The 18,020-nt window shown below is 69.7% G+C and carries 16 protein-coding genes; 10 read left to right on the plus strand and 6 right to left on the minus strand.

Annotated features, from left to right (window positions below):
- Positions 1-57: 57 nt before the first annotated feature.
- Together vph and ACK1X7_RS45665 are read left to right on the plus strand one after the other, a co-directional pair.
- Positions 58-921 (plus strand): viomycin phosphotransferase, encoded by an 864-nt coding sequence (vph, locus tag ACK1X7_RS45660; protein WP_385158127.1) that lies wholly within the window; start codon positions 58-60, stop codon positions 919-921.
- 393 nt (positions 922-1,314) lie between these two features.
- Positions 1,315-2,709: a cation:proton antiporter gene (locus ACK1X7_RS45665; protein ID WP_390792253.1), complete on the plus strand. Its 1,395-nt coding sequence runs from the start codon at positions 1,315-1,317 to the stop codon at positions 2,707-2,709.
- 285 nt (positions 2,710-2,994) lie between these two features.
- Here ACK1X7_RS45665 and ACK1X7_RS45670 read toward each other — a convergent pair whose 3' ends face one another.
- The 5 genes from ACK1X7_RS45670 to ACK1X7_RS45690 form a co-directional block, all read right to left on the minus strand.
- A complete protein-coding gene (locus tag ACK1X7_RS45670) occupies positions 2,995-3,405 on the minus strand; it encodes a VOC family protein (RefSeq protein WP_361495820.1) in 411 nt (136 codons plus the stop codon).
- A gap of 60 nt (positions 3,406-3,465) precedes the next feature.
- Positions 3,466-4,083, minus strand: a complete 618-nt coding sequence (locus ACK1X7_RS45675; protein ID WP_385154665.1) for a hypothetical protein — start codon at positions 4,081-4,083, stop codon at positions 3,466-3,468.
- Positions 4,084-4,237: 154 nt separating this feature from the next.
- Positions 4,238-5,122 carry a sugar phosphate isomerase/epimerase family protein gene (locus ACK1X7_RS45680; protein ID WP_385154662.1) on the minus strand — a complete coding sequence of 295 codons (885 nt, stop codon included), beginning with the start codon at positions 5,120-5,122 and terminating at the stop codon, positions 4,238-4,240.
- A gap of 72 nt (positions 5,123-5,194) precedes the next feature.
- Positions 5,195-6,193, minus strand: a complete 999-nt coding sequence (locus ACK1X7_RS45685; protein ID WP_390792255.1) for a sugar phosphate isomerase/epimerase family protein — start codon at positions 6,191-6,193, stop codon at positions 5,195-5,197.
- A gap of 24 nt (positions 6,194-6,217) precedes the next feature.
- Positions 6,218-7,423 (minus strand): Gfo/Idh/MocA family protein, encoded by a 1,206-nt coding sequence (locus tag ACK1X7_RS45690; RefSeq protein WP_398158862.1) that lies wholly within the window; start codon positions 7,421-7,423, stop codon positions 6,218-6,220.
- A 260-nt stretch (positions 7,424-7,683) separates the two neighbouring features.
- On the opposite strand from ACK1X7_RS45690, the gene ACK1X7_RS45695 reads away from it, so the two are divergent.
- Both ACK1X7_RS45695 and ACK1X7_RS45700 read left to right on the plus strand, forming a co-directional pair.
- Entirely contained in the window at positions 7,684-8,679 is a 996-nt protein-coding gene (locus ACK1X7_RS45695) for a LacI family DNA-binding transcriptional regulator (RefSeq protein WP_390792257.1), read from the plus strand.
- A 108-nt stretch (positions 8,680-8,787) separates the two neighbouring features.
- The gene (locus tag ACK1X7_RS45700) at positions 8,788-9,420 is read left to right on the plus strand and encodes a TOPRIM nucleotidyl transferase/hydrolase domain-containing protein (RefSeq protein ID WP_390792258.1); all 633 of its coding nucleotides are present in this window, start codon (positions 8,788-8,790) and stop codon (positions 9,418-9,420) included.
- 41 nt (positions 9,421-9,461) lie between these two features.
- Here ACK1X7_RS45700 and ACK1X7_RS45705 read toward each other — a convergent pair whose 3' ends face one another.
- The gene (locus tag ACK1X7_RS45705; protein ID WP_385154647.1) at positions 9,462-10,409 is read right to left on the minus strand and encodes a methionyl-tRNA formyltransferase; all 948 of its coding nucleotides are present in this window, start codon (positions 10,407-10,409) and stop codon (positions 9,462-9,464) included.
- A gap of 239 nt (positions 10,410-10,648) precedes the next feature.
- On the opposite strand from ACK1X7_RS45705, the gene ACK1X7_RS45710 reads away from it, so the two are divergent.
- From ACK1X7_RS45710 to ACK1X7_RS45735, 6 genes are all read left to right on the plus strand, one after another.
- Entirely contained in the window at positions 10,649-12,004 is a 1,356-nt protein-coding gene (locus ACK1X7_RS45710; RefSeq protein ID WP_385154644.1) for a lysine N(6)-hydroxylase/L-ornithine N(5)-oxygenase family protein, read from the plus strand.
- A gap of 19 nt (positions 12,005-12,023) precedes the next feature.
- Positions 12,024-13,082, plus strand: coding sequence for a FecCD family ABC transporter permease (locus tag ACK1X7_RS45715; RefSeq protein ID WP_385154641.1), 1,059 nt, complete (start codon positions 12,024-12,026; stop codon positions 13,080-13,082).
- Positions 13,079-14,140 carry a FecCD family ABC transporter permease gene (locus ACK1X7_RS45720; protein WP_385154638.1) on the plus strand — a complete coding sequence of 354 codons (1,062 nt, stop codon included), beginning with the start codon at positions 13,079-13,081 and terminating at the stop codon, positions 14,138-14,140. Before ACK1X7_RS45715 ends, ACK1X7_RS45720 begins: the two co-directional genes overlap by 4 nt.
- 41 nt (positions 14,141-14,181) lie before the next feature.
- Positions 14,182-15,057: an ABC transporter ATP-binding protein gene (locus ACK1X7_RS45725; protein ID WP_398158858.1), complete on the plus strand. Its 876-nt coding sequence runs from the start codon at positions 14,182-14,184 to the stop codon at positions 15,055-15,057.
- A 76-nt stretch (positions 15,058-15,133) separates the two neighbouring features.
- Positions 15,134-16,189, plus strand: a complete 1,056-nt coding sequence (locus tag ACK1X7_RS45730) for an iron-siderophore ABC transporter substrate-binding protein (protein ID WP_390792260.1) — start codon at positions 15,134-15,136, stop codon at positions 16,187-16,189.
- On the plus strand, positions 16,186-17,976 hold the full coding sequence (locus ACK1X7_RS45735) for an ABC transporter ATP-binding protein (protein WP_413116694.1): 1,791 nt from the start codon (positions 16,186-16,188) through the stop codon (positions 17,974-17,976). The genes ACK1X7_RS45730 and ACK1X7_RS45735 overlap by 4 nt, the downstream gene beginning before the upstream one ends.
- Positions 17,977-18,020: the final 44 nt, after the last annotated feature.

Here is an 18,020-nt window from a genome sequence, read left to right on the forward strand (position 1 = left end):
TGACAGCACTTCGTGCACATCACCTCCGACCCATCGAAGGATCCAGAGGTCACACCCGTGAGCATCCGTACGACGCATCGCGCTCTGCTGAGCCGTCTGCTGCCCGACGACAAACCGGACGACCTTGCAGTACGTCAGGGGCAATTCCACATCGTGATCATTGGCTCAGACCGCGTCGTGTGCCTGCCCCGCACCCGGGCAGCGGCCGCCCGGTTGCCCCAGCGAGTGGCCGCACTACACGCACTCGCCGGCCTCGACCTCGGCTTCCGCACACCTGAGCCGCTGCTCCAGGGCGGCGCCCACGGCACCGACGAAGTGCCGTTCCTGGTACTCAGCCGCATTCCCGGGGAACCGCTGGAGACCGACGCACTCAACAATGCCCAAGTGGTCGACACCGTGGCGGCGCAGTACGCCACGCTGCTGTCCTCTCTGGCCCGTGCTGGCACCGACGAGACGGTACGAGCAGTTCTCCCTCAGGCATCCGAAGGCCGGTGGCGGCAGTTCGCGGAGAACGTGCGCGCGGAGCTGTTCCAGCTCATGTCCGACAGCGGACGCCTACGGGCCGAGCGGGAACTCACAGCACTCGACGGCCTTCCCCACCTCACCCGAGCAGTGGTGCACGGCGACCTCGGTGCCGAAAACGTCCTGTGGGAGTGGACGCACGGCCTGCCGCACCTCTCCGGAGTAATCGACTGGGACGACGTCACACTCAGCGACCCGGCCGAGGACCTCGCAGCCATCGGCGCCAGCTACGGCCCCGAGCTCCTGGAGCGGGTGCTCGTCTTGGGCAACTGGTCAAACCACGGACTCCTCACCCGCATCGCCGCGATTCGCGGCACATTCGCCCTGCAGCAAGCCCTCTACGCAATCCGCGACGGCGACGAAGAAGAACTCGCGGACGGCGTGGCCGACTACCGCTGAGGCACGCCGACACATCCGCTTCATCGAGCACTTCACAGCAACAGCAACCCCGCGAACTTATGCGGTCACGGCACTAGCACAGCGGCGAGTTCGAGCTCGGTGCGGCCACGGGTCCGGAAGCCTCGCTTGCACAGCTCCGCCGTGCGTTGCCGCGTTGCCGCACTCCGGACGAGCCGGCCGTCCGAGCTGGTGCCCCTCGAGCCACGACACGATCGACGCGGCCGGCTCCCCGCACTCCGTCATACATCCGTGTGAGCGAGTGCTCCGGTTGGCGGAAGTCGCAGGTCGGAGCACTCATTCGGCGGTGGTCGGGCGCGACCCCGATCGGATTCGAGGTGGCAGGCTTCCCGGGGCGTGGCCCGTACCACGCTTCCATCGGGAAGGCGGTACCGGATGCGTGGCCTCGAAGTCGTCGTGGTGGTGCTCGCGGCGGTACTGACCATGACCTGGCTGGCTCGCCGTCTGCGCTGGAACGAGCCGGTCATGCTGGTGGCGGGCGGCTGTCTGATCGGTCTGATCCCCGACTTCCGCGGGCCGGCCCTGCGGCCCGAGGTGGTCCTGCTGCTGTTCCTGCCCCCACTGCTCTACTGGGAGTCGCTGACCACCTCCCTCCGTGAGATCCGGACGAACGTGCGCGGCATCGTGCTGCTCGCGACCGGTCTGGTGCTGGCCACCGCCGCCGCCGTGGCCTCGGTGGGACACGCGCTGGGCCTTTCCTGGCCACTCGCCTTCGTCCTCGGTGCCGTCGTCGCCCCCACGGACGCCATCGCGGTGGCGGCGGTCGCCCGTGGGCTGCCCCGCCGGATCCGGACCATCCTCCGGGCGGAGAGCCTGATCAACGACGGCACCGCGCTCACCCTCTACGCCGTGGTGATCGGCGTCGCCGTCGAGGGACTGGCCGTCACCTGGACCGACACCGCCGTGCGATTCCTGCTCGCCTACGCGGGCGGTGCCGCGATCGGCTGCGGATGCGCCGCCGTCGTCGTGGCCCTGCGCAGGCGGTTGCGCGACCGCGGTGTGGAGAACGCCCTGGGTGTGCTCACCCCGTTCGCCACCTATCTGCCCGCACAAGTCCTGGGCGTCTCCGGCGTGCTGGCGGTGGTCACCTGCGGTCTCATCCTCAGCCAGGCGGGTCCCAAGGTGATCAGCGCGGGCTCCAGAGTGCAGATCAGCTCGTTCTGGGAGGTGAGCACCTCCCTCCTCAACAGCGCCCTCTTCGTCCTGGTCGGTGTCCAGACACCCGCCATCGTCAGCGGGATCGGCTCCGTCTCCCCGGGACACGCGGTCATCACCGCCACCGCGTCGGGCCGGCCGCTCGCGGGACACGGCCTGCTGGTCTTCACCGCCGTCACCGTCATCCTGGTCACGCTGGTCCTCCAGGGGACGACGATGCCCGCGGTGATCCGCTGGTCCGGACTGCACGGCGACCCCGACGAGACCGCCGAGGAACGCCGCGCCCATCGCCAGATCATCGCCGCCGCGCTGGAGGCCCTTCCCGACCACGCCAGGCGACTGAACACGCCGCCGGACACCGCCGACGCCATCCTGAGCGAACTGCGCCAGTACGCCGCCGAAAAGGCGGGACCACCGGATACCGAGGACACCGGTGTGCGGGCCGGGCTCGAACTGCGCCGCGCCCTGATCGGCGTCGAACGTGGCGCCCTGATCCGCCTGCGGGACCGGCGCAGCATCGACGACATCGTTCTGCGCCGGCTTCAGTCGCTGCTGGACACCGAGGAGATCAGGATTGAGCTGGCCCTGCGCGCCTTCACCGGTCGGCCGCCGTAGCCGCCGGCAGCCGGACGGATCGCCCGGTACGGCGGCCTCTCACACCGCCACGTTGCCGACGACTTCCGGCATCTCGAACAGGTAGACCCGTCCGGCCCACCGCCGCCGGACTGGTCCTGTTGGAGGCCCAGGGTTCGGTACGCACGGCGATGACGTCACGCCGAACCAGCACGAGACGCAGGCCGGATACCAGCGTCTGCTCCGTGGTGACCTCGACCTCGCGGTGGTCACCTTGGGGACGGCGGAGGAGGGAGACAGGAGTGGATCCCGGCCCCCTCGCCCCCGTTACTCCTCGTCCGCTCCGGCGGCCGGGCGGGGACCGCCGAAGCCGTGCGCGGACAGGTCGAACCAGTTGCCCTCCGGATCCATGGCCCGATACTCGGCGAAGGGACGGTTGGTGAAGCGCTCGGCGGGCTCATCGGCTCCGGCGGCGACCAGAGCGGCGGATGTCTCGGATGTGTCGGCGACATGGAATCCGAAGTGGTTCATGCCCACGGGGGTGTCGCCGTCGAGCTGATGCTTGATCAGGGCGAGGCTGAGATAACCGTCGGAGAGGAAGCAACTGCCATCGGGGTCCCGGTGGAAGAGCTCCATGCCGAAGATCTCGCTGTAGAACTCGGCCAGCTTCTCGGGGTCACGGGCGACGATGGCCAGATGCCGCAGTTTGGGCCGGTCCGGGGTGGGCGCGTCAGACATGGGCGATTCCTTCGGTTCTCGGAAGCCGGGGGAGCGGCCGGTCGGTCGGGGTCATCGGCCTCACACCGCCACCACGGCGTTGGTCCGTATCCGCAACGGCAGTTCGGCGCACGGCTGATGAGAGTTCTCGGGTGGGGGCGGCGCCCAGGCGGCGAGGGCGTGGTATATGACGTCGCCGCGGCGTTCCAGGTAGCAGATGAGATTGACGGGCCAGCCGGTATTGCCGAAAACGTGCTGATCCATCGGGGTGGGGCGCTCGCTGAGGATGAGTTTCCGCTCCTCGGGCGGGCCTATGCGATGCCAGTCGGGATGCATATGCACCGACCCAAGGATCTCCAGACCGTCGGCCTCGGCCTCGCGTGAGGCCCTCAGCAGGTCATGGGAGTCGATCCACCAGCCACGTGTCTCGTTCTCGTACGCCGAGCCGAAGAGCGGCACGATCGACTCGGTGAACTCGCGGCGCGCGGCCGGGTCGGTGGTGCGGGCATTGCGGCCGAACGCGACGCGCTCGACGGTGAATGTCGCATGGTCCACCGAACCTACGAGGAGGGCGAAGCACGGCAGTGGTGTTTCGGAGGTGATGCGTTGGTATTCACCGACGGCCACCTCGAGGAATTCATCGAGCGCCTGATCCTCTATCAGGACCGTACAGCCTTCACCTAAATGCGTCGCACGCATGTCAACCACCTCTTGGCGTGGATGTCTGATGCGGTGGGGGAGCGGAGCCGTCGTACTGTATCCCGGTATTCTTGAAGTCTCAAACGGCATCCGCGCCTTCAGTCCCGCCCTCATCCCTGCCTTCAGGTGTCGGGCCCTGACCTGCCCCGCGGGGTCAGCCGCCGCCGAGTGTGCCGGCGCCGAAGTACTTCTCGATCAGGGCCGTGGCCTTCTCCCGCTGGCGGACGCTGATCTCGGCGGCCTGCTCCTCCCAGCCGAACACACACGAGGACACCACGCCGTCGAAGCCGACCGGGGCGAGCGCGGCGAACACCTCGTCGAAGTCGACCTCGCCACGGCCGATTTCGGCGTGCTGGTGCACCCGGGCGGGCGATCCGGGCGGGTTGACGATGTAACGCAGCCCGTTCGAGGCGGTGTGGTCGAGCGTGTCGGCCAGATGTACATAGGTGACCTTCTCCCCGGCGTGGGTGATGATGCCGGTGGCGTCGTCGCCCTGGTGGAACGTGTGCGGGGTGCAGTAGAGGAACGAGATCCAGTCCCGGTTGAGCCCCCGTACCAGGTCCACCGCGGCGTGGCCGTCCTCGATGAAGTCGTCGGGGTGCGGTTCGAGTACCAGCTTCAGGCCCTCGCGCTCGAAGACCGGGATCAGCTCGTCCATCGAGCGCAGAAACTGGCTCTCGGCGAACTCCGCCGCCTCGGGGCGGCCGTTGAACTCGGAGTTCATCGTGTCGACGCCCAGATCGACGGTCATCTGGATGGCCCGCTTCCAGGCCCGGACGGCGGCCTGCCGCTCCTCCTCCCCGGGGCCGGACCAGCGCAGCACCGGCAGCACCGAGGCAATGCCCACCCCGGCGTCGGCGGCGCGTTTGCGCAGCTTGGCGACGGTGGCATCGTCGGCGCGCGGGTGGCCGAAGAAGGGAACGAAATCGGCCTTGGGCGAGAGCTCCATCCAGGAGTAGCCCATGCGCGCGACCACATCGGGCAGCTCCAGCACGGAGTGTGTCGCGTAGAACATCTGTGGATCCAGGGCGAGTTTCACCGCTGTCCTCCGTCGCGATTGGTGGGGGTGGTGCCGCGTGGCCCGGTGCCCGGCCCACGTGTCGGTAGTCGGTCAGAGGCCGGCCGCGGCCTGGTTCAGGTTCTTGGCGGCCAGGGTGAGCCCCTCGGTCCGGGAGTACGCGGCGTCCTCGTGCTCGATGTTGACGGCCATATCGGGATCGACCTCGGCGAGGGCGCGCAAGAACTCCGTCCAGTAGGCCACATCGTGTCCGATGCCGACGGCGACGAACTTCCAGGCGGGGTCCTTGGGCCAGGCGTTGCACCAGAATCCGTAACCGGTGGGCACCTTGCCGGGATCGTCGGCCGGTACGCGGGTGAACGACGTGTCCAGTACGCCGCGGATGTCGGCGCCGGGGCAGAGCATGGCGTCCTTGGCGGCGGCGTGGAACACCAGCGGGCCCAGCCACTTGATGGCGGCGACGATGTCCATGCCCTGCCACATCAGATGCGACGGGTCCATCTCGGCGCCGAGGTTGGTGGCGCCCGTCTCGTCGATGAGCCGCTTGAGCGTGACGGGGGAGAACACCACGTTGTGCGGGTGCATCTCGATGGCGACCCGGACGTCGTTCTCGCGGGCCAGGGCGTCTATCTCCGTCCAGAACTCGACGGCCACACCCCACTGGTAGTCCAGCACATCCATGTAGACGCCGTCCCACGGGTTCACGACCCAGGAGGGGTACCTGGCGCCGGGGTCCGAGCCGGGGGTGCCGGACATGGTCACGACGTGCCGCACACCGAGCAGGCCCGCGAGCCGGATGGTGCGCCGCAGATCGTCGGCGTGCTTGGGCCCGACCCCCGGGAGCGGGTTGAGCGGGTTGCCGTTGCAGTTGAGCCCGGTCAGCTCCATCCCGCGGTCGGCGAACGTCGCCAGATACTCCTTGCGCGCGGTGGCCGAGGACAACAGCAGGTCGACCGGGCAGTGCGGGGCGGGGATGAAACCACCGGTGTTGACCTCCACCGAGGTCAGGCCGTTGGACCGCAGCACATCGAGGGCCTCGGTGAGGGTCCGGTCGTGCAGACAGGCGGTGTAGGCGCCGAGCTTGAGGGCCATTGCTTTCTCCTTCGGCGTGGTGGGTCAGGCGTGGGGCGGAACCGTGGCGACCGCACCACCGTCGCGCGAGGATGCGACGACCGCCTGGATGATTTCCATGGTTCGCAGCGCGTCGGCGAACGTGGCGCATGCGGGCAGTGGTTCGGCGACCCCCGCCACCTGGTCGAGGAAGGCCCGGGCCTGGTAGGTGAACATCTCGGCGTTGCCGCCGCCCACGCCCGGCGCCTCCATCGGGTAGCCGCCCGCGAAGTAGGGCAGTTGCGGACCGGCGATGATGTGGCGTGCGCCGCGTGTGCGGGCCTCCGGCTGTGCGTCGTCGAAGAGGTACTCGGCCGGCCGGTGCTGGTCGAACGCGGCCCGGCCGCCCAGCCCCACGACGTCGAAGGCGAGCCCGTTGGGCAGGCCGAAGGCGGTGCGCGACAGCGAGAAGGTGCCCACGAGACCGGACTCGAAGCGTGCCGTGAAGGACGCCGTGTCCTCGTTCTCGACCGGGCCCACCTCGTCCGAGACGGGCGCGGCGTTGTGCCCGACGACCGCGCCCAGCGGCAGGGGCCGCTCGGGGATCTGCGTCGACAGCGAGGCACCCGAGACCGAGGCGATGGGTCCGGCGACATACTCGGCGACATCGATGACATGCGCGCCGACGTCCCCGAGCGCGCCGGAGCCGGGGCCGCCCTTGAACCGCCAGCTCAGCGGCCCGTTCGGGTCGGTAGCGTAATCGCACCAGTACCGGCCGCTGAACAGGCTGAGGCCGCCCAGCTCGCCACCCCGGACATGGTCACGGATCGCGGCGATGGCGGGGGAGCGCCGGAAGGTGTATCCGACGGCGGTCACGACATCGGCGGTGCGCTCGACCTCGGCCATCGCACGGGCGTCCGCGAGCGAGCCGGCCAGCGGCTTCTCGCACAGTACGTGTTTTCCCGCGGCGACGAGCGCCTCCGCGATCGGCCGGTGCAGATCGTTGCCGACGACGATGCTGACGGCGTCGATCGACGGGTCCTCGACGACGGCCTCCCAGCTCGGAAGCGCCTTCTCGTACCCGTAGCGGCGGGCGGCGTCCTCGCCGAGCCCGATGTTGGCGTCGGCGATCGCGGCCAGGCGGACCGGCGGCAGCCCGGCGCCGTAGACGGTGTTCACATTGCGGTAGCCCGCGGCGTGGGTGCGGCCGGCCATTCCGGCCCCGATCACCGCCACGGAGATGGGCTTGCCGGAGCTGGGGTGGGTGGGCATGGAGGTGCCCCTTTCACGGTGAGGGTAGGACTCCGGGACGGTGCTTCTTAAAGCGCTTTAAGAGCGGCTTGCGCAGTACGATGCCCGGGCGCAAATGTCATGTCAATAGGTTGTCGGCGTTCTTCGAGGAGCCGGCTTGAAGCGCTTTAAGATCCTGGTAGTATCGGCGCGTTTCCTGGGGGTGCGAAGGGTGTTGCGCGAGGAGATGGCCGCGGGAGGTATCAGTGGATGACGTCGGTTCGGGGCGTCACCGGAGCGGCATGGACAAGCGTCCCCGGCTGGAGGACGTGGCCGCCCGGGTGGGGCTGTCCACGGCGTCGGTGTCCCTGGTCCTGCGTGGCGTGCCCGGCCCCAGCGAACGCACGCGGCAGCGTGTCCTGAAGGCCGCCGCCGACCTCGGCTACCAGGCGGACCGCACCGCCAGCCTGCTGGCCAGCAGGCGTACCCGGCTGCTCGGCGTGATGGTCGACATCCACAGCCCCTTCCACGCCGAACTGGTCGAGCACCTGCACACGGCCGCCGAGGAGGTCGGCTACGACCTCGTCCTCAGCACGCAGACCCGCACCCGCGACGAGCACACCGCCGTCGAAACCCTGCTGGCCTTCCGCAGTGAGGCCCTGATCCTGCTCGGCCCGACCGCCCCCGCCGACACGCTCGCCGCCCTCGGCCACAAGGCACCCGTGATCGCCGTCGGCCGCCGGATCGCCGACGCCGAGCTGGATGTCGTCCGCACCGCCGACCACGACGGTGTGAGCCGGACCGTCGACCATCTGGTCGGCCTCGGCCACCGCGAGATCGTCTACGTCGACGGGGGCAAGGGCGCCATCGCCACCGACCGGCGCCGTGGCTACCGTACGGCCATGCGCCGCCACGGCCTCGGCGCGCATATCCGGATCCTGCACGGCGACCACACCGAAGCGGCCGGTGAGCGCGCCGTTCGCCACCTCCTGGACAGCGGCGAGCTGCCCACCGCGGTCGTGGCCTTCAACGACCAGTGCGCCATCGGTGTGCTGGCCGCCTTCTCCCGCGCCGACATCGCCGTCCCGGGCGAGGTGTCGGTGGCCGGTTACGACGACGACACCCTCTCCCGGCTCAGTTGCTTCGACCTGACCACCGTCAGCCAGAACGCGCCGGAGCAGGCGCGGCAGTCGGTGGCCGCGGCCGTCGAACGCCTCGACCAGGGCCGCACCGAGCCCCGCGAGGTCGTCCTCCCGCCACGTCTCGTCGTACGCGGCAGCACTGCCGGTCCGGCCTGAGCGGCCGCGCCGTTCGTCCGCAACGTCGGGCCAGCCCGCTCACCGGCGAGCGGCGCGCCGGGTGGAAATTCCCTACCGTGGCGGCGGGAAAGGGCGCAGACTCCTCTCATGGCAGACATGGGGGCGTTCCGGGAAGCGGTCATCGCGTGGGCGGCCGGTGCGCCCGGCGACCGGGCGCGCGAGCTGGCCGCGCGGCTGCCCGTCCGGGCGGCCGTCCTGCTCGAAGGGCCGAGTGATGTCGCGGCGGTCGGCGCGCTGGCCGCACGCCGCGGCCGGAACCTGGCGGCCGAAGGAGTCTGCGTCCTGTCGATGGGCGGTGCCATGAGTGTCGGGCGCTTCGCCCGCCTCCTCGGGCCATCCGGCCTGGGCCTTCGCCTCACGGGACTGTGCGACGAGGCGGAGCGTGGCTACTACGACCGCGGCTTGGAGCAGGTCAGTGCGGAGGAACCCAACACGGCACGGCAACGGATCTTCGTCTGCGCGGCGGACCTCGAAGACGAGCTCATCCGCGCGCTGGGCGTGACCCGGGTGGAGGAGCTCGTCCGGGCGGAGGGCGACCTGCGCCCCCTTCAGACCTTCCTGCGCCAGCCCGCACAGCGGGGCCGCACCTCACAGCAGCAGTTGCGGCGCTTCCTCAGCACGAAGAAGGGGCGCAAGATCCACTACGGCCGTGTCCTCACCGAGGCCCTGGACCCCGACCGCATACCCGCCCCGCTCGACGGCCTGCTCACCGGCCTCTGACCGCCGGGCCGAACGGGCGTTGCGGTGTGCGGGTTCCCGCGTCAGGGGCGGCTCGTCAGGTAGCCGCCCATGGAGGTGAAGTACTCCGTGGCGGCCATCTCGTGGCCGTCCTCGGTCCGTACACGTGTGATGGCCAGGCCGTGGTTGCGGCCGGTGCGGGCGTCGGCTCCGGCGACGATCACCACGCCGTCGCCCTCGCGGTAGAAGATGCGGCCGGGAGTGCCGCCGTACCGGCCCTGGGACACGACCGCGGCCAGGATTTCGAGGCGCTTGCCCTTATGGAAGGCGTAGGTGCTGGGGTACGGCTCGGACTGGGCGCGGACCAGGCGTTCGAGGTCCTCCGCCGGCCAGCTCCAGTCGATGCGGATGTCCTCGCTGGAGCGCTTGTGGAAGAAGCTCGCCTGGGACCGGTCCTGCTTGGTGAACTCCGTCTGCCCGGAGGCGATGAGGTCGAGTGCTCCGATCGTGACCGGGGCGATGAGGTCGACGGTCTTGTGGAAGAGGTCGGTGGCGGTGTCGGTCGGTCCGACCGGAACCGCCTCCTGCCGGACGATGTCGCCCGCGTCGAGTTCGTCGTTCATCATGTGCGCGGTGACGCCCACTTCGGACTCGCCGTTGATCAGGGCCCAGATCAGCGGGGAGAAGCCGGCGTACTTCGGCAGCAGCGCATCGTGGATGTTCAGCGTGCCGTGGCGGGGCAGGCCGAAGATGCGCGGCGGGATCCACGTCCGCCAGTTGTTCGCCACGATGATGTCCGGGTCGACCTCCTTGAGGCGCTCGAACAACTCGTCGTCGTCAGGGCGGTTGCGGATCAGCACCGGGACGCCGTGCTCTTCGGCGAGGTCGGCGACGGAGTCGCTCCAGATCTTCTCGTACGCGTGCTCGCTCTTGGGGTGCGTAACGACGAGTACCACGTCGTGCTCGGAGTCCAGGAGGGCTTGCAGGGTGCGGTGCCCCCAGGTCTGGTAACCGAACATGACGACCCGCATGGGGTTCCTCCTCGAAGCAGGGGATGACCGGGGATCAAGTAAAGCAAGGCTTACCTTAGCCCGCAACGGGCCTGTCCGGAGGCGTAGTTGGCGTGCGTGATTGCCTGATCCGCCCTATCGACAGGGTTGCGGGTTTAGCTTAGGCTCACCTAAGTTTCAGTGAGCGTGCCGCTCCGTCGGCGTGCCCACCGCGACTTCCCCACGCCTGACAGGCGATTGCCCCGCACGATGGGAGTGACATGTCACAGGTTCTTCCTGGTGACGCATCAGTGGTCCACGACCTCATTGGCATCGGCTTCGGGCCGTCCAATGTGGCCATGGCGATCGCACTCAGTGAGCACAACACACGCGTCGCCGGGGGAGAGGAGATCAGCGCTCACTTCTTCGAGCAGCAGCCGCGCTTCGGCTGGCACCGAGGCATGCTGATCGACGACGCGACCATGCAGGTGTCCTTCCTCAAAGACCTGGTGACGCTGCGGAATCCGGCCAGTGAGTTCAGCTTCCTCTGCTATCTGAAGAGCAAGGGACGGCTGATCGACTTCATCAACCACAAGAACCTCTTCCCGCTGCGCGTGGAGTTCCACGACTACCTCGAGTGGGCCGCGGCCAAGGTCGGGGACATGGTCTCCTACGGCCATGAGGTCGTCGGCGTCGCGCCTGTCGTCCGTGGCGGGGCCGTGGAGTACCTGGATGTGACGGTCCGCTCGGCGGAGGGGCTCGCGGTCCACCGCGCCCGCAACCTCGTCATCGGCACCGGGCTGCGTCCCCTCATGCCCGAGGGCGTGGAACGCGGTGACCGCGTCTGGCACACCTCGGAACTGCTGGCGAAGGCCGACGGCCTGGAGGGCACCTCGCCCTCCCGGTTCATCGTCGTGGGCGCCGGGCAGAGTGCCGCCGAGAACGTCGCCTATCTGCACCGCCGCTTCCCGGAGGCCGAGGTCTGCGCGGTCTTCTCCCGCTACGGCTACAGCCCCGCGGACGACAGCGGTTTCGCCAACCGGATCTTCGACCCCGCGGCGGTCGACGAGTACTTCGCCGCACCCGAGGACGTCAAGCGCCGGCTGATGGACTACCACGGGAACACCAACTACTCCGTGGTGGACATCGACCTGATCGACGATCTGTACCGGCAGATGTACCAGGAGAAGGTCCTCGGCGTGGAGCGGCTGCGCTTCCTCAATGTGTCCCGGCTCGCCGAGGTCAAGGAGACGGAGACACAGGTCCGTGCCACCGTGACATCCCTCGTCACCGGCGAGGAGACGCTCCTGGACGCGGACGTGGTGGTCTTCGCCACCGGCTACAGCCCCGCCGACCCCCTCGGCCTCCTCGGTGAAGTCGCCGAGAGCTGCCTGCGCGACGCCGAGGGCCGCATCCGCGTCGAGCGCGACTACCGCGTCGCGACCGATCCCGGGCTGCGCTGCGGCATCTATCTCCAGGGCGGTACGGAGCACACCCACGGCATCACCTCCTCCCTGCTGTCCAACACCGCGACCCGGGTCGGCGAGATCCTGGACTCGCTCCTCGACCGGGGCGTCCCGTCCGCTTCCGGCGGGGCCCGGCCGGTCGCCGACGAAGTCGGCAGCGCCGCTCGCTAGGGGGATGACGTACTGAGACATGGGCACCACTGCGATGGAGCACCCCTTGGCCAGGGGCACAACAAAGGCCCGTCGGCGGCGGGTTGTGGGTCTGGGCACACTCGTGGCGGTCCTCGTGATCGCGGCGGCGGTGTCGCTGGCCGTGGGGGCGCGCGCGCTGAGCCCCGCCGAGGTGTGGCACGGGCTGTTCGCGGCGCCTGACTCCGACCAGCGGCTCACCGAGATCAGGCTCATCGTGCGGACCGTGCGGCTGCCCCGGACGGTGCTCGCGATCGTGGCGGGCATCGCCCTGGGGGCCGGCGGCGCGCTGATCCAGGGGTACACGCGCAATCCGATCGCCGACACGGGCTTGCTGGGGGTGAACTCCGGCGCCTCGTTCGCCGTGGTGTCGGTGATCGCCGTGTTCGGGTTCGCCGACCCGTTCCAGTACGTCTGGTTCGCCTTCCTGGGGGCGGCGGTCGCCGGTGTCGTGGTCTTCGGGCTGGCGAGCATCGGCCGGGGGGCCGGCAATCCGTTGACGCTCGCACTGGCCGGGCAGGGGATCACGGTGTTCCTGGCGGCGATGACCACGGCGGTCGCGCTCTCGGACCAGGCGTCGCTGAACGCGCTGCGGTTCTGGAACGCGGGCTCCGTGGCCGGTGTCGGATTCGATGTCATCTGGCCGGTGGCCCTGTTCATCGCGGTCGGGCTGGTGTTGGCGCTGACCACGCTGCCCGCCCTCAATCTGCTCAACCTGGGTGACGATGTGGCGCGGGGGCTGGGCGTGAACATCGCGCTGAGCCGGACCGTCGGCATCGCCGCCATCACCCTGCTGGCGGGCGCGGCGACGGCGGCGTGCGGCCCCATCGCGTTTCTCGGGCTCATGGTGGCCCATGTGGCGCGGTATCTGACCGGGCCGGACTACCGCTGGCTGGTGCCGTACGCGGGTCTGCTCGGCGCTGTGGTCCTCCTGGTCTGCGACATCGTGGGGCGCCTGGTGGTGCGGCCGGGCGAGTTGGACGCGGGTGTGATCGTGGCTCTCCTGGGCGCCCCGTTCTTCGCGGCCCTGGTATGGCTCGGAAAGTTCAGGAGCGCATGAGCGGGACAGACGTGAAACCATCGGTGGCGCCGGGTGTGCGGCTCGGCCAGGTGTCGTTCGTATGGCGGCCCTGGCTCGTCTGCGTCACGCTGCTGCTGGCGGCGGCCACCTTCCTGGTGTTCTGCCTGTCCATCGGCGTCGGGGACTTCCCCATCGGCCTGTCCCGGGTCATCGCCACGATCCTGGGTGGCGGAGAGCGGGTCGACAAGTTCGTGATCATGGACTTGCGGATGCCGCGCGCTCTGGCCGGGCTCATCGTGGGGATCGCGCTGGGGGTGTCCGGTGCGCTGACGCAGTCCATCGCCCGCAATCCGCTGGCCAGCCCGGACATTCTGGGGATCACCGGGGGCGCCGGCGCGGTCTCGGTGTTCCTGGTGACGGTGTCGGGCGGGACCGCGGCGGCGGTCGTGAGCGCCGTGGGGCTGTCCGCGGCGGCGCTCGCCGGCGGTCTCGGCACCGGACTGCTGGTGTACTTCCTGGCGTGGCGGCGCGGGATCGACGGCTTCCGGCTCATCCTCATCGGCATCTCGGTGAGCGCCATGATGGAGGCGATCACGACATGGCTGCTGGTCACGGCCGACATCAAGGATGTGGCCCGGGCCCAGGCATGGTTGGTCGGCTCGCTGGAGGGCCGCTCGTGGAGCGAGGTCCGGGTGGCGCTGTGGTGCACGCTCGTCCTGCTGGCCGTCGTGTTCTGTGTCGCGTTCCAGTTCAAGCCGATGCACTTGGGCGACGAGGTCGCCGCCGGCCTGGGCGTCCGGTACGCGATGGTGCGGGCGGTCCTGTTGCTCTGCGCGGTCCTGCTGGCCGCCGTGGGGGTGAGCGCGGCGGGCCCGGTCCCGTTCGTCGCGCTGGTGGCGCCGCAGGTGGCGATGCGTCTGGCGAGGTGCCCTACGCCGCCGATGGTGGCCTCCGGCATGGTGGGCGCGTTGCTGCTGATCGGCGCGGACCTGATCGCGCGCACGGCGCTGCCGATCACTCTCCCGGTGGGCGTGGTCACCGCCGCGATCGGCGGCCCCTTCCTCGTCTGTCTGCTGGTACGGGCGAATCTCAGATAGCTGGCAAGAAAGTTCCGACAGACCTCAATACAGGGGGACTTGTGAGCGCCGAGCGCATCACCGAGATCGAGTCCGGGGCCGAGGGCAGCCCACGGCTGGCGGCCCAAGGCGTCTCGGTCGGCTACGGCGGCCGGGCCGTCATCCAGGACCTGGATGTGACGATCCCGCCGGGTGTGATCACCACGATCATCGGTCCCAACGGCTGTGGTAAGTCGACCCTGTTGCGCACCCTGACGCGGCTGCTCAAGCCGGCCAAGGGGGCCGTGGTGCTGGACGGCGAGGACATCGCGGGGCTCAGGACCCGGGACGTGGCGAAGAAGCTGGGCCTGCTGCCGCAGGCGCCGGTGGCGCCGGAGGGGCTGACCGTGGCCGACCTCGTCGCCAAGGGGCGCCATCCGCACCAGAGTTGGCTGCGGCAGTGGTCGTCGGACGACGCCGGTGTCGTGGAGCGCGCGCTGGCCATGACCGGGGTGTCGGAGCTGGCCGACCGCCCGGTCGACTCGCTGTCCGGCGGGCAGCGTCAGCGCGTCTGGATCTCGATGACCCTGGCCCAGGGCACCGATCTGCTGCTCCTCGACGAGCCGACCACCTATCTGGACCTGGCGCACGCGATCGATGTGCTGGACCTCGTGGACGACCTGCACGAGTCGGGCCGCACGGTGGTGATGGTGCTGCACGACCTCAATCTGGCCACGCGGTACAGCGACAACCTCATTGTGATGCGGGCGGGTTCGATCCTGGCGCAGGGGCATCCGCGTGATGTGATCACCGCCGAGCTGCTGGACGAGGCATTCGGGCTGCGGGCCATGGTGATTGACGACCCGGTGGGCGACCGGCCGCTCATCGTGCCGATCGGCCGTACCCATGTCCGGCTCGAGCAGGTCCCGCGAAGGAATGCACAAGTAAGGCTAGGCTAGCCTCACTTCATCGAGATAAGGTTTGGCTGCCCTTAGTCAGGGGCGCAACGGACAGCGCGACAGCAAGGGATTCCGGATGCTCCTCCATCGAACGACGCGCAGGACGCCATGGCGGCGGTTAATGGCGGTGCTGTCCGCCGCGGCCCTCGGCGTCGGCCTCCTCGCGGGATGTGGTTCCGACTCGGCGGATGAGTCGGGCGACGACGCCCCGGCCGCCGCCTCGGGTGCGTTCCCGGTCACCGTGGAGCACGCGTTCGGATCCACGAAGATCACCAAGGCTCCCCGGCGGGTCGTCTCCGTCGGCTACACGGACGACCAGGCCATGCTGGCGCTCGGTGTCAGACCGGTCGGCATGGTCGACCAGTACCCGAACCCGGCGGGCAAGAAGCCCGACATCAACACCCAGTGGCCCTGGGTGAAGGACAAGTGGGGCGACACCCGGCCCGAGGTCGTCATGAAGAACGGCGACACCGGCCCCAACTACGAGAAGATCGCCGCCCTGCGGCCGGATCTGATCGTGGCGGTCTACTCCGAGATCGACAAGGCCGCCTACGACAAGCTCTCCCGGATCGCCCCCACGGTGGGCCGTACCAAGGGCGAGAAGGAGCCGTTCAGCGCCCCGTGGCAGGACAACGCGGTGCAGATCGCCAAGGCGCTGGGCAAGGAGAACGAGGGCACCAAGCTGGTGCGGGGAATTCGGGACAAGCTCGGCGCGGCCAAGAAGGAGCATCCCGAGTTCGCCAACCAGACCGCCGTCATGTTGTCCTGGTACAAGAACTCGGTGGCGCCGTTCACCTCCACCGATGTGCGCGGGCGGCTGGTCACGGGCCTCGGCTTCAGCTACCAGACCAAGATCGACACAATCGCGGACGGGAAGTTCTACACCGTCCTGTCCCCCGAGCGCGTCGACCTGGTCGACGCCGACCGCGTCTTCGTCATCAACGACAAGGCCGACCAACAGGCGCTGAAGAAGTTCCAGTTGTTCACCAACCTGGACGCGGTGAAGCAGGGCAAGGTGTCCTACCTGCTGGACAGCGAGGGCCCGGCCGTCGGCGCGGCCATCTCCCAGGGCACCCTGCTCTCCCTGCCGTACGCGATCGACCAGCTCGTCAAGTCGGTCGGCCGGGAGTGAGCACCACCACCGAGGCGCGCGTCCCCCCGGCCACTCTGCGCACGGCCACCGGACGCGTGGCCACCCGATGGGTCGCGGCCCACTGCCGCGAGGTGCCCTGGCTGACGGCAGCCACCGCGCTCACCACGGTGGCCGGGGCGGCGCTCCAGGTGCTCCCGGTGATTCTGCTCGGCCGGGTGGTCGACGGGGTGGTCGAGGGCGAGCCGCGCTCGGCCCTGGTCACGATCGGGATGGTGATGGGGGCCGCCGCGCTGCTCGGCGCGGCGGCCACAGCGGTGTCGACCTATCTCATCGGACGGCTGGGCGCGGATCTGCTCGCGCGGCTGCGCGAAGGCGCCGTCCGTGCGGTCCTCGGGATGCCGAGCGCACGGATCGAGCAGGTCGGCCGGGGAGACGTGCTCTCCCGGGTCGGTGACGATGTGGCCGTGCTGTCCAAGGGCATTCGCACGGCCGTCCCCACCGTGTTCTCGGCGGGGGTGCTGGTGGTCATCGCCACGGCCGGCATGTTCGGGCTGGACTGGCGGCTGGGCCTCGCGGGCGCCGGTGCGCTGCCCGCGTACGCGCTGGCCCTGCGCTGGTATCTTCCCCGGTCCGCCCCGCTCTACCAGCGGCAGCGGGTGGCCCAGGCCGACCGTGCACAGGCGTTGATCAGTGGCCTGAAGGGGATCGACACGGTGCGGGCGTACCGCCTCGAGGGCGCCTTCCGCGAGAAGGTCGGCGCCGAGTCATGGCGGGTGCGCGATCTCGGTATCGAGGTGTTCCGGTTCTTCGGCCGGTTCGTCGGCAGGGAGAACCGCGCCGAGTTCATCGGGCTGGTCCTGATCATCGTGGTGGGGTACTCCTTGCTGGAGGCCGATGCCGCCAGCCTGGGCGATGTCTCGTCGGCCCCCCTGATGTTCCACCGGCTGTTCACCCCGCTGGGCTCCATCATGTTCACCTTCGACGAGGCGCAGAAGTCGGGCGCGAGCCTGACCCGGCTGGTCGGTGTGGTGGGGGAGGCCGCCGAGGACCGGCTGGTGGGCGACGCGGCCGTCTCGCCGGCGGATACCGGGCCGTATTCGGTGACGGTGGAGGGGCTGACGTATCGCTACCCCGACACCGAGGAACCGGTCCTCCGGGAGGTCAGTCTCACGATCCCGGCCGGTGGTTCGCTCGCGCTGGTGGGGGCGACGGGCGCGGGCAAGTCCACCCTGGCCGCGCTGATCGCGGGCATCGGGACCCCGCAGGCCGGGTCGGTGCGCGTCGGGACCACCGACCTCGCCGGTCTGGACGAGGCCGGGGCGCGGGCCCTGGTGAGCATCCTGACGCAGGACACCCATGTGTTCTCCGGGCCGCTCGCCGACGACCTGCGGTTGGCCGCGCCGGGGGCGAGCGAGGCCGAGCTGATGGACGCGCTGCGCATGGTCGGCGCCGCTGAGTGGGTCGACGCGCTGCCCGACGGGCTGAACACCATGGTCGGCGAGGGCGGCGAGCGCCTGGACGTCACCAAGGTGGCCCAGATCGCCCTGGCCCGGCTGGTGCTGGGCCGGGCGCCGGTGGTGGTGCTCGACGAGTCCACCGCGGAGGCGGGCAGCGAGGGCGCCGCCGAGCTGGAGCGGGCCGTGCTGGCCGCGTGCTCGGGCCGGACCACGTTGTTCGTGGCGCACCGGCTGACCCAGGCGATGGCGGCGGACCGGATCGCCGTGCTGGACGCGGGCCGGGTGGTGGAACAAGGCACGCACGACGAGCTGGTGGCCCTGTGCGGCCGGTACGCACGACTGTGGCGGGCCTGGCGCGAAGGTAGTTAGACACCCCTGATTCAGGTGAGCTTTTCATGACGTGGAAGGGATGC

Origin of the sequence: Streptomyces sp. CY-1, from assembly GCF_047218265.1 — a bacterium.
GTDB classification, from domain to species: domain Bacteria; phylum Actinomycetota; class Actinomycetes; order Streptomycetales; family Streptomycetaceae; genus Streptomyces; species Streptomyces niphimycinicus.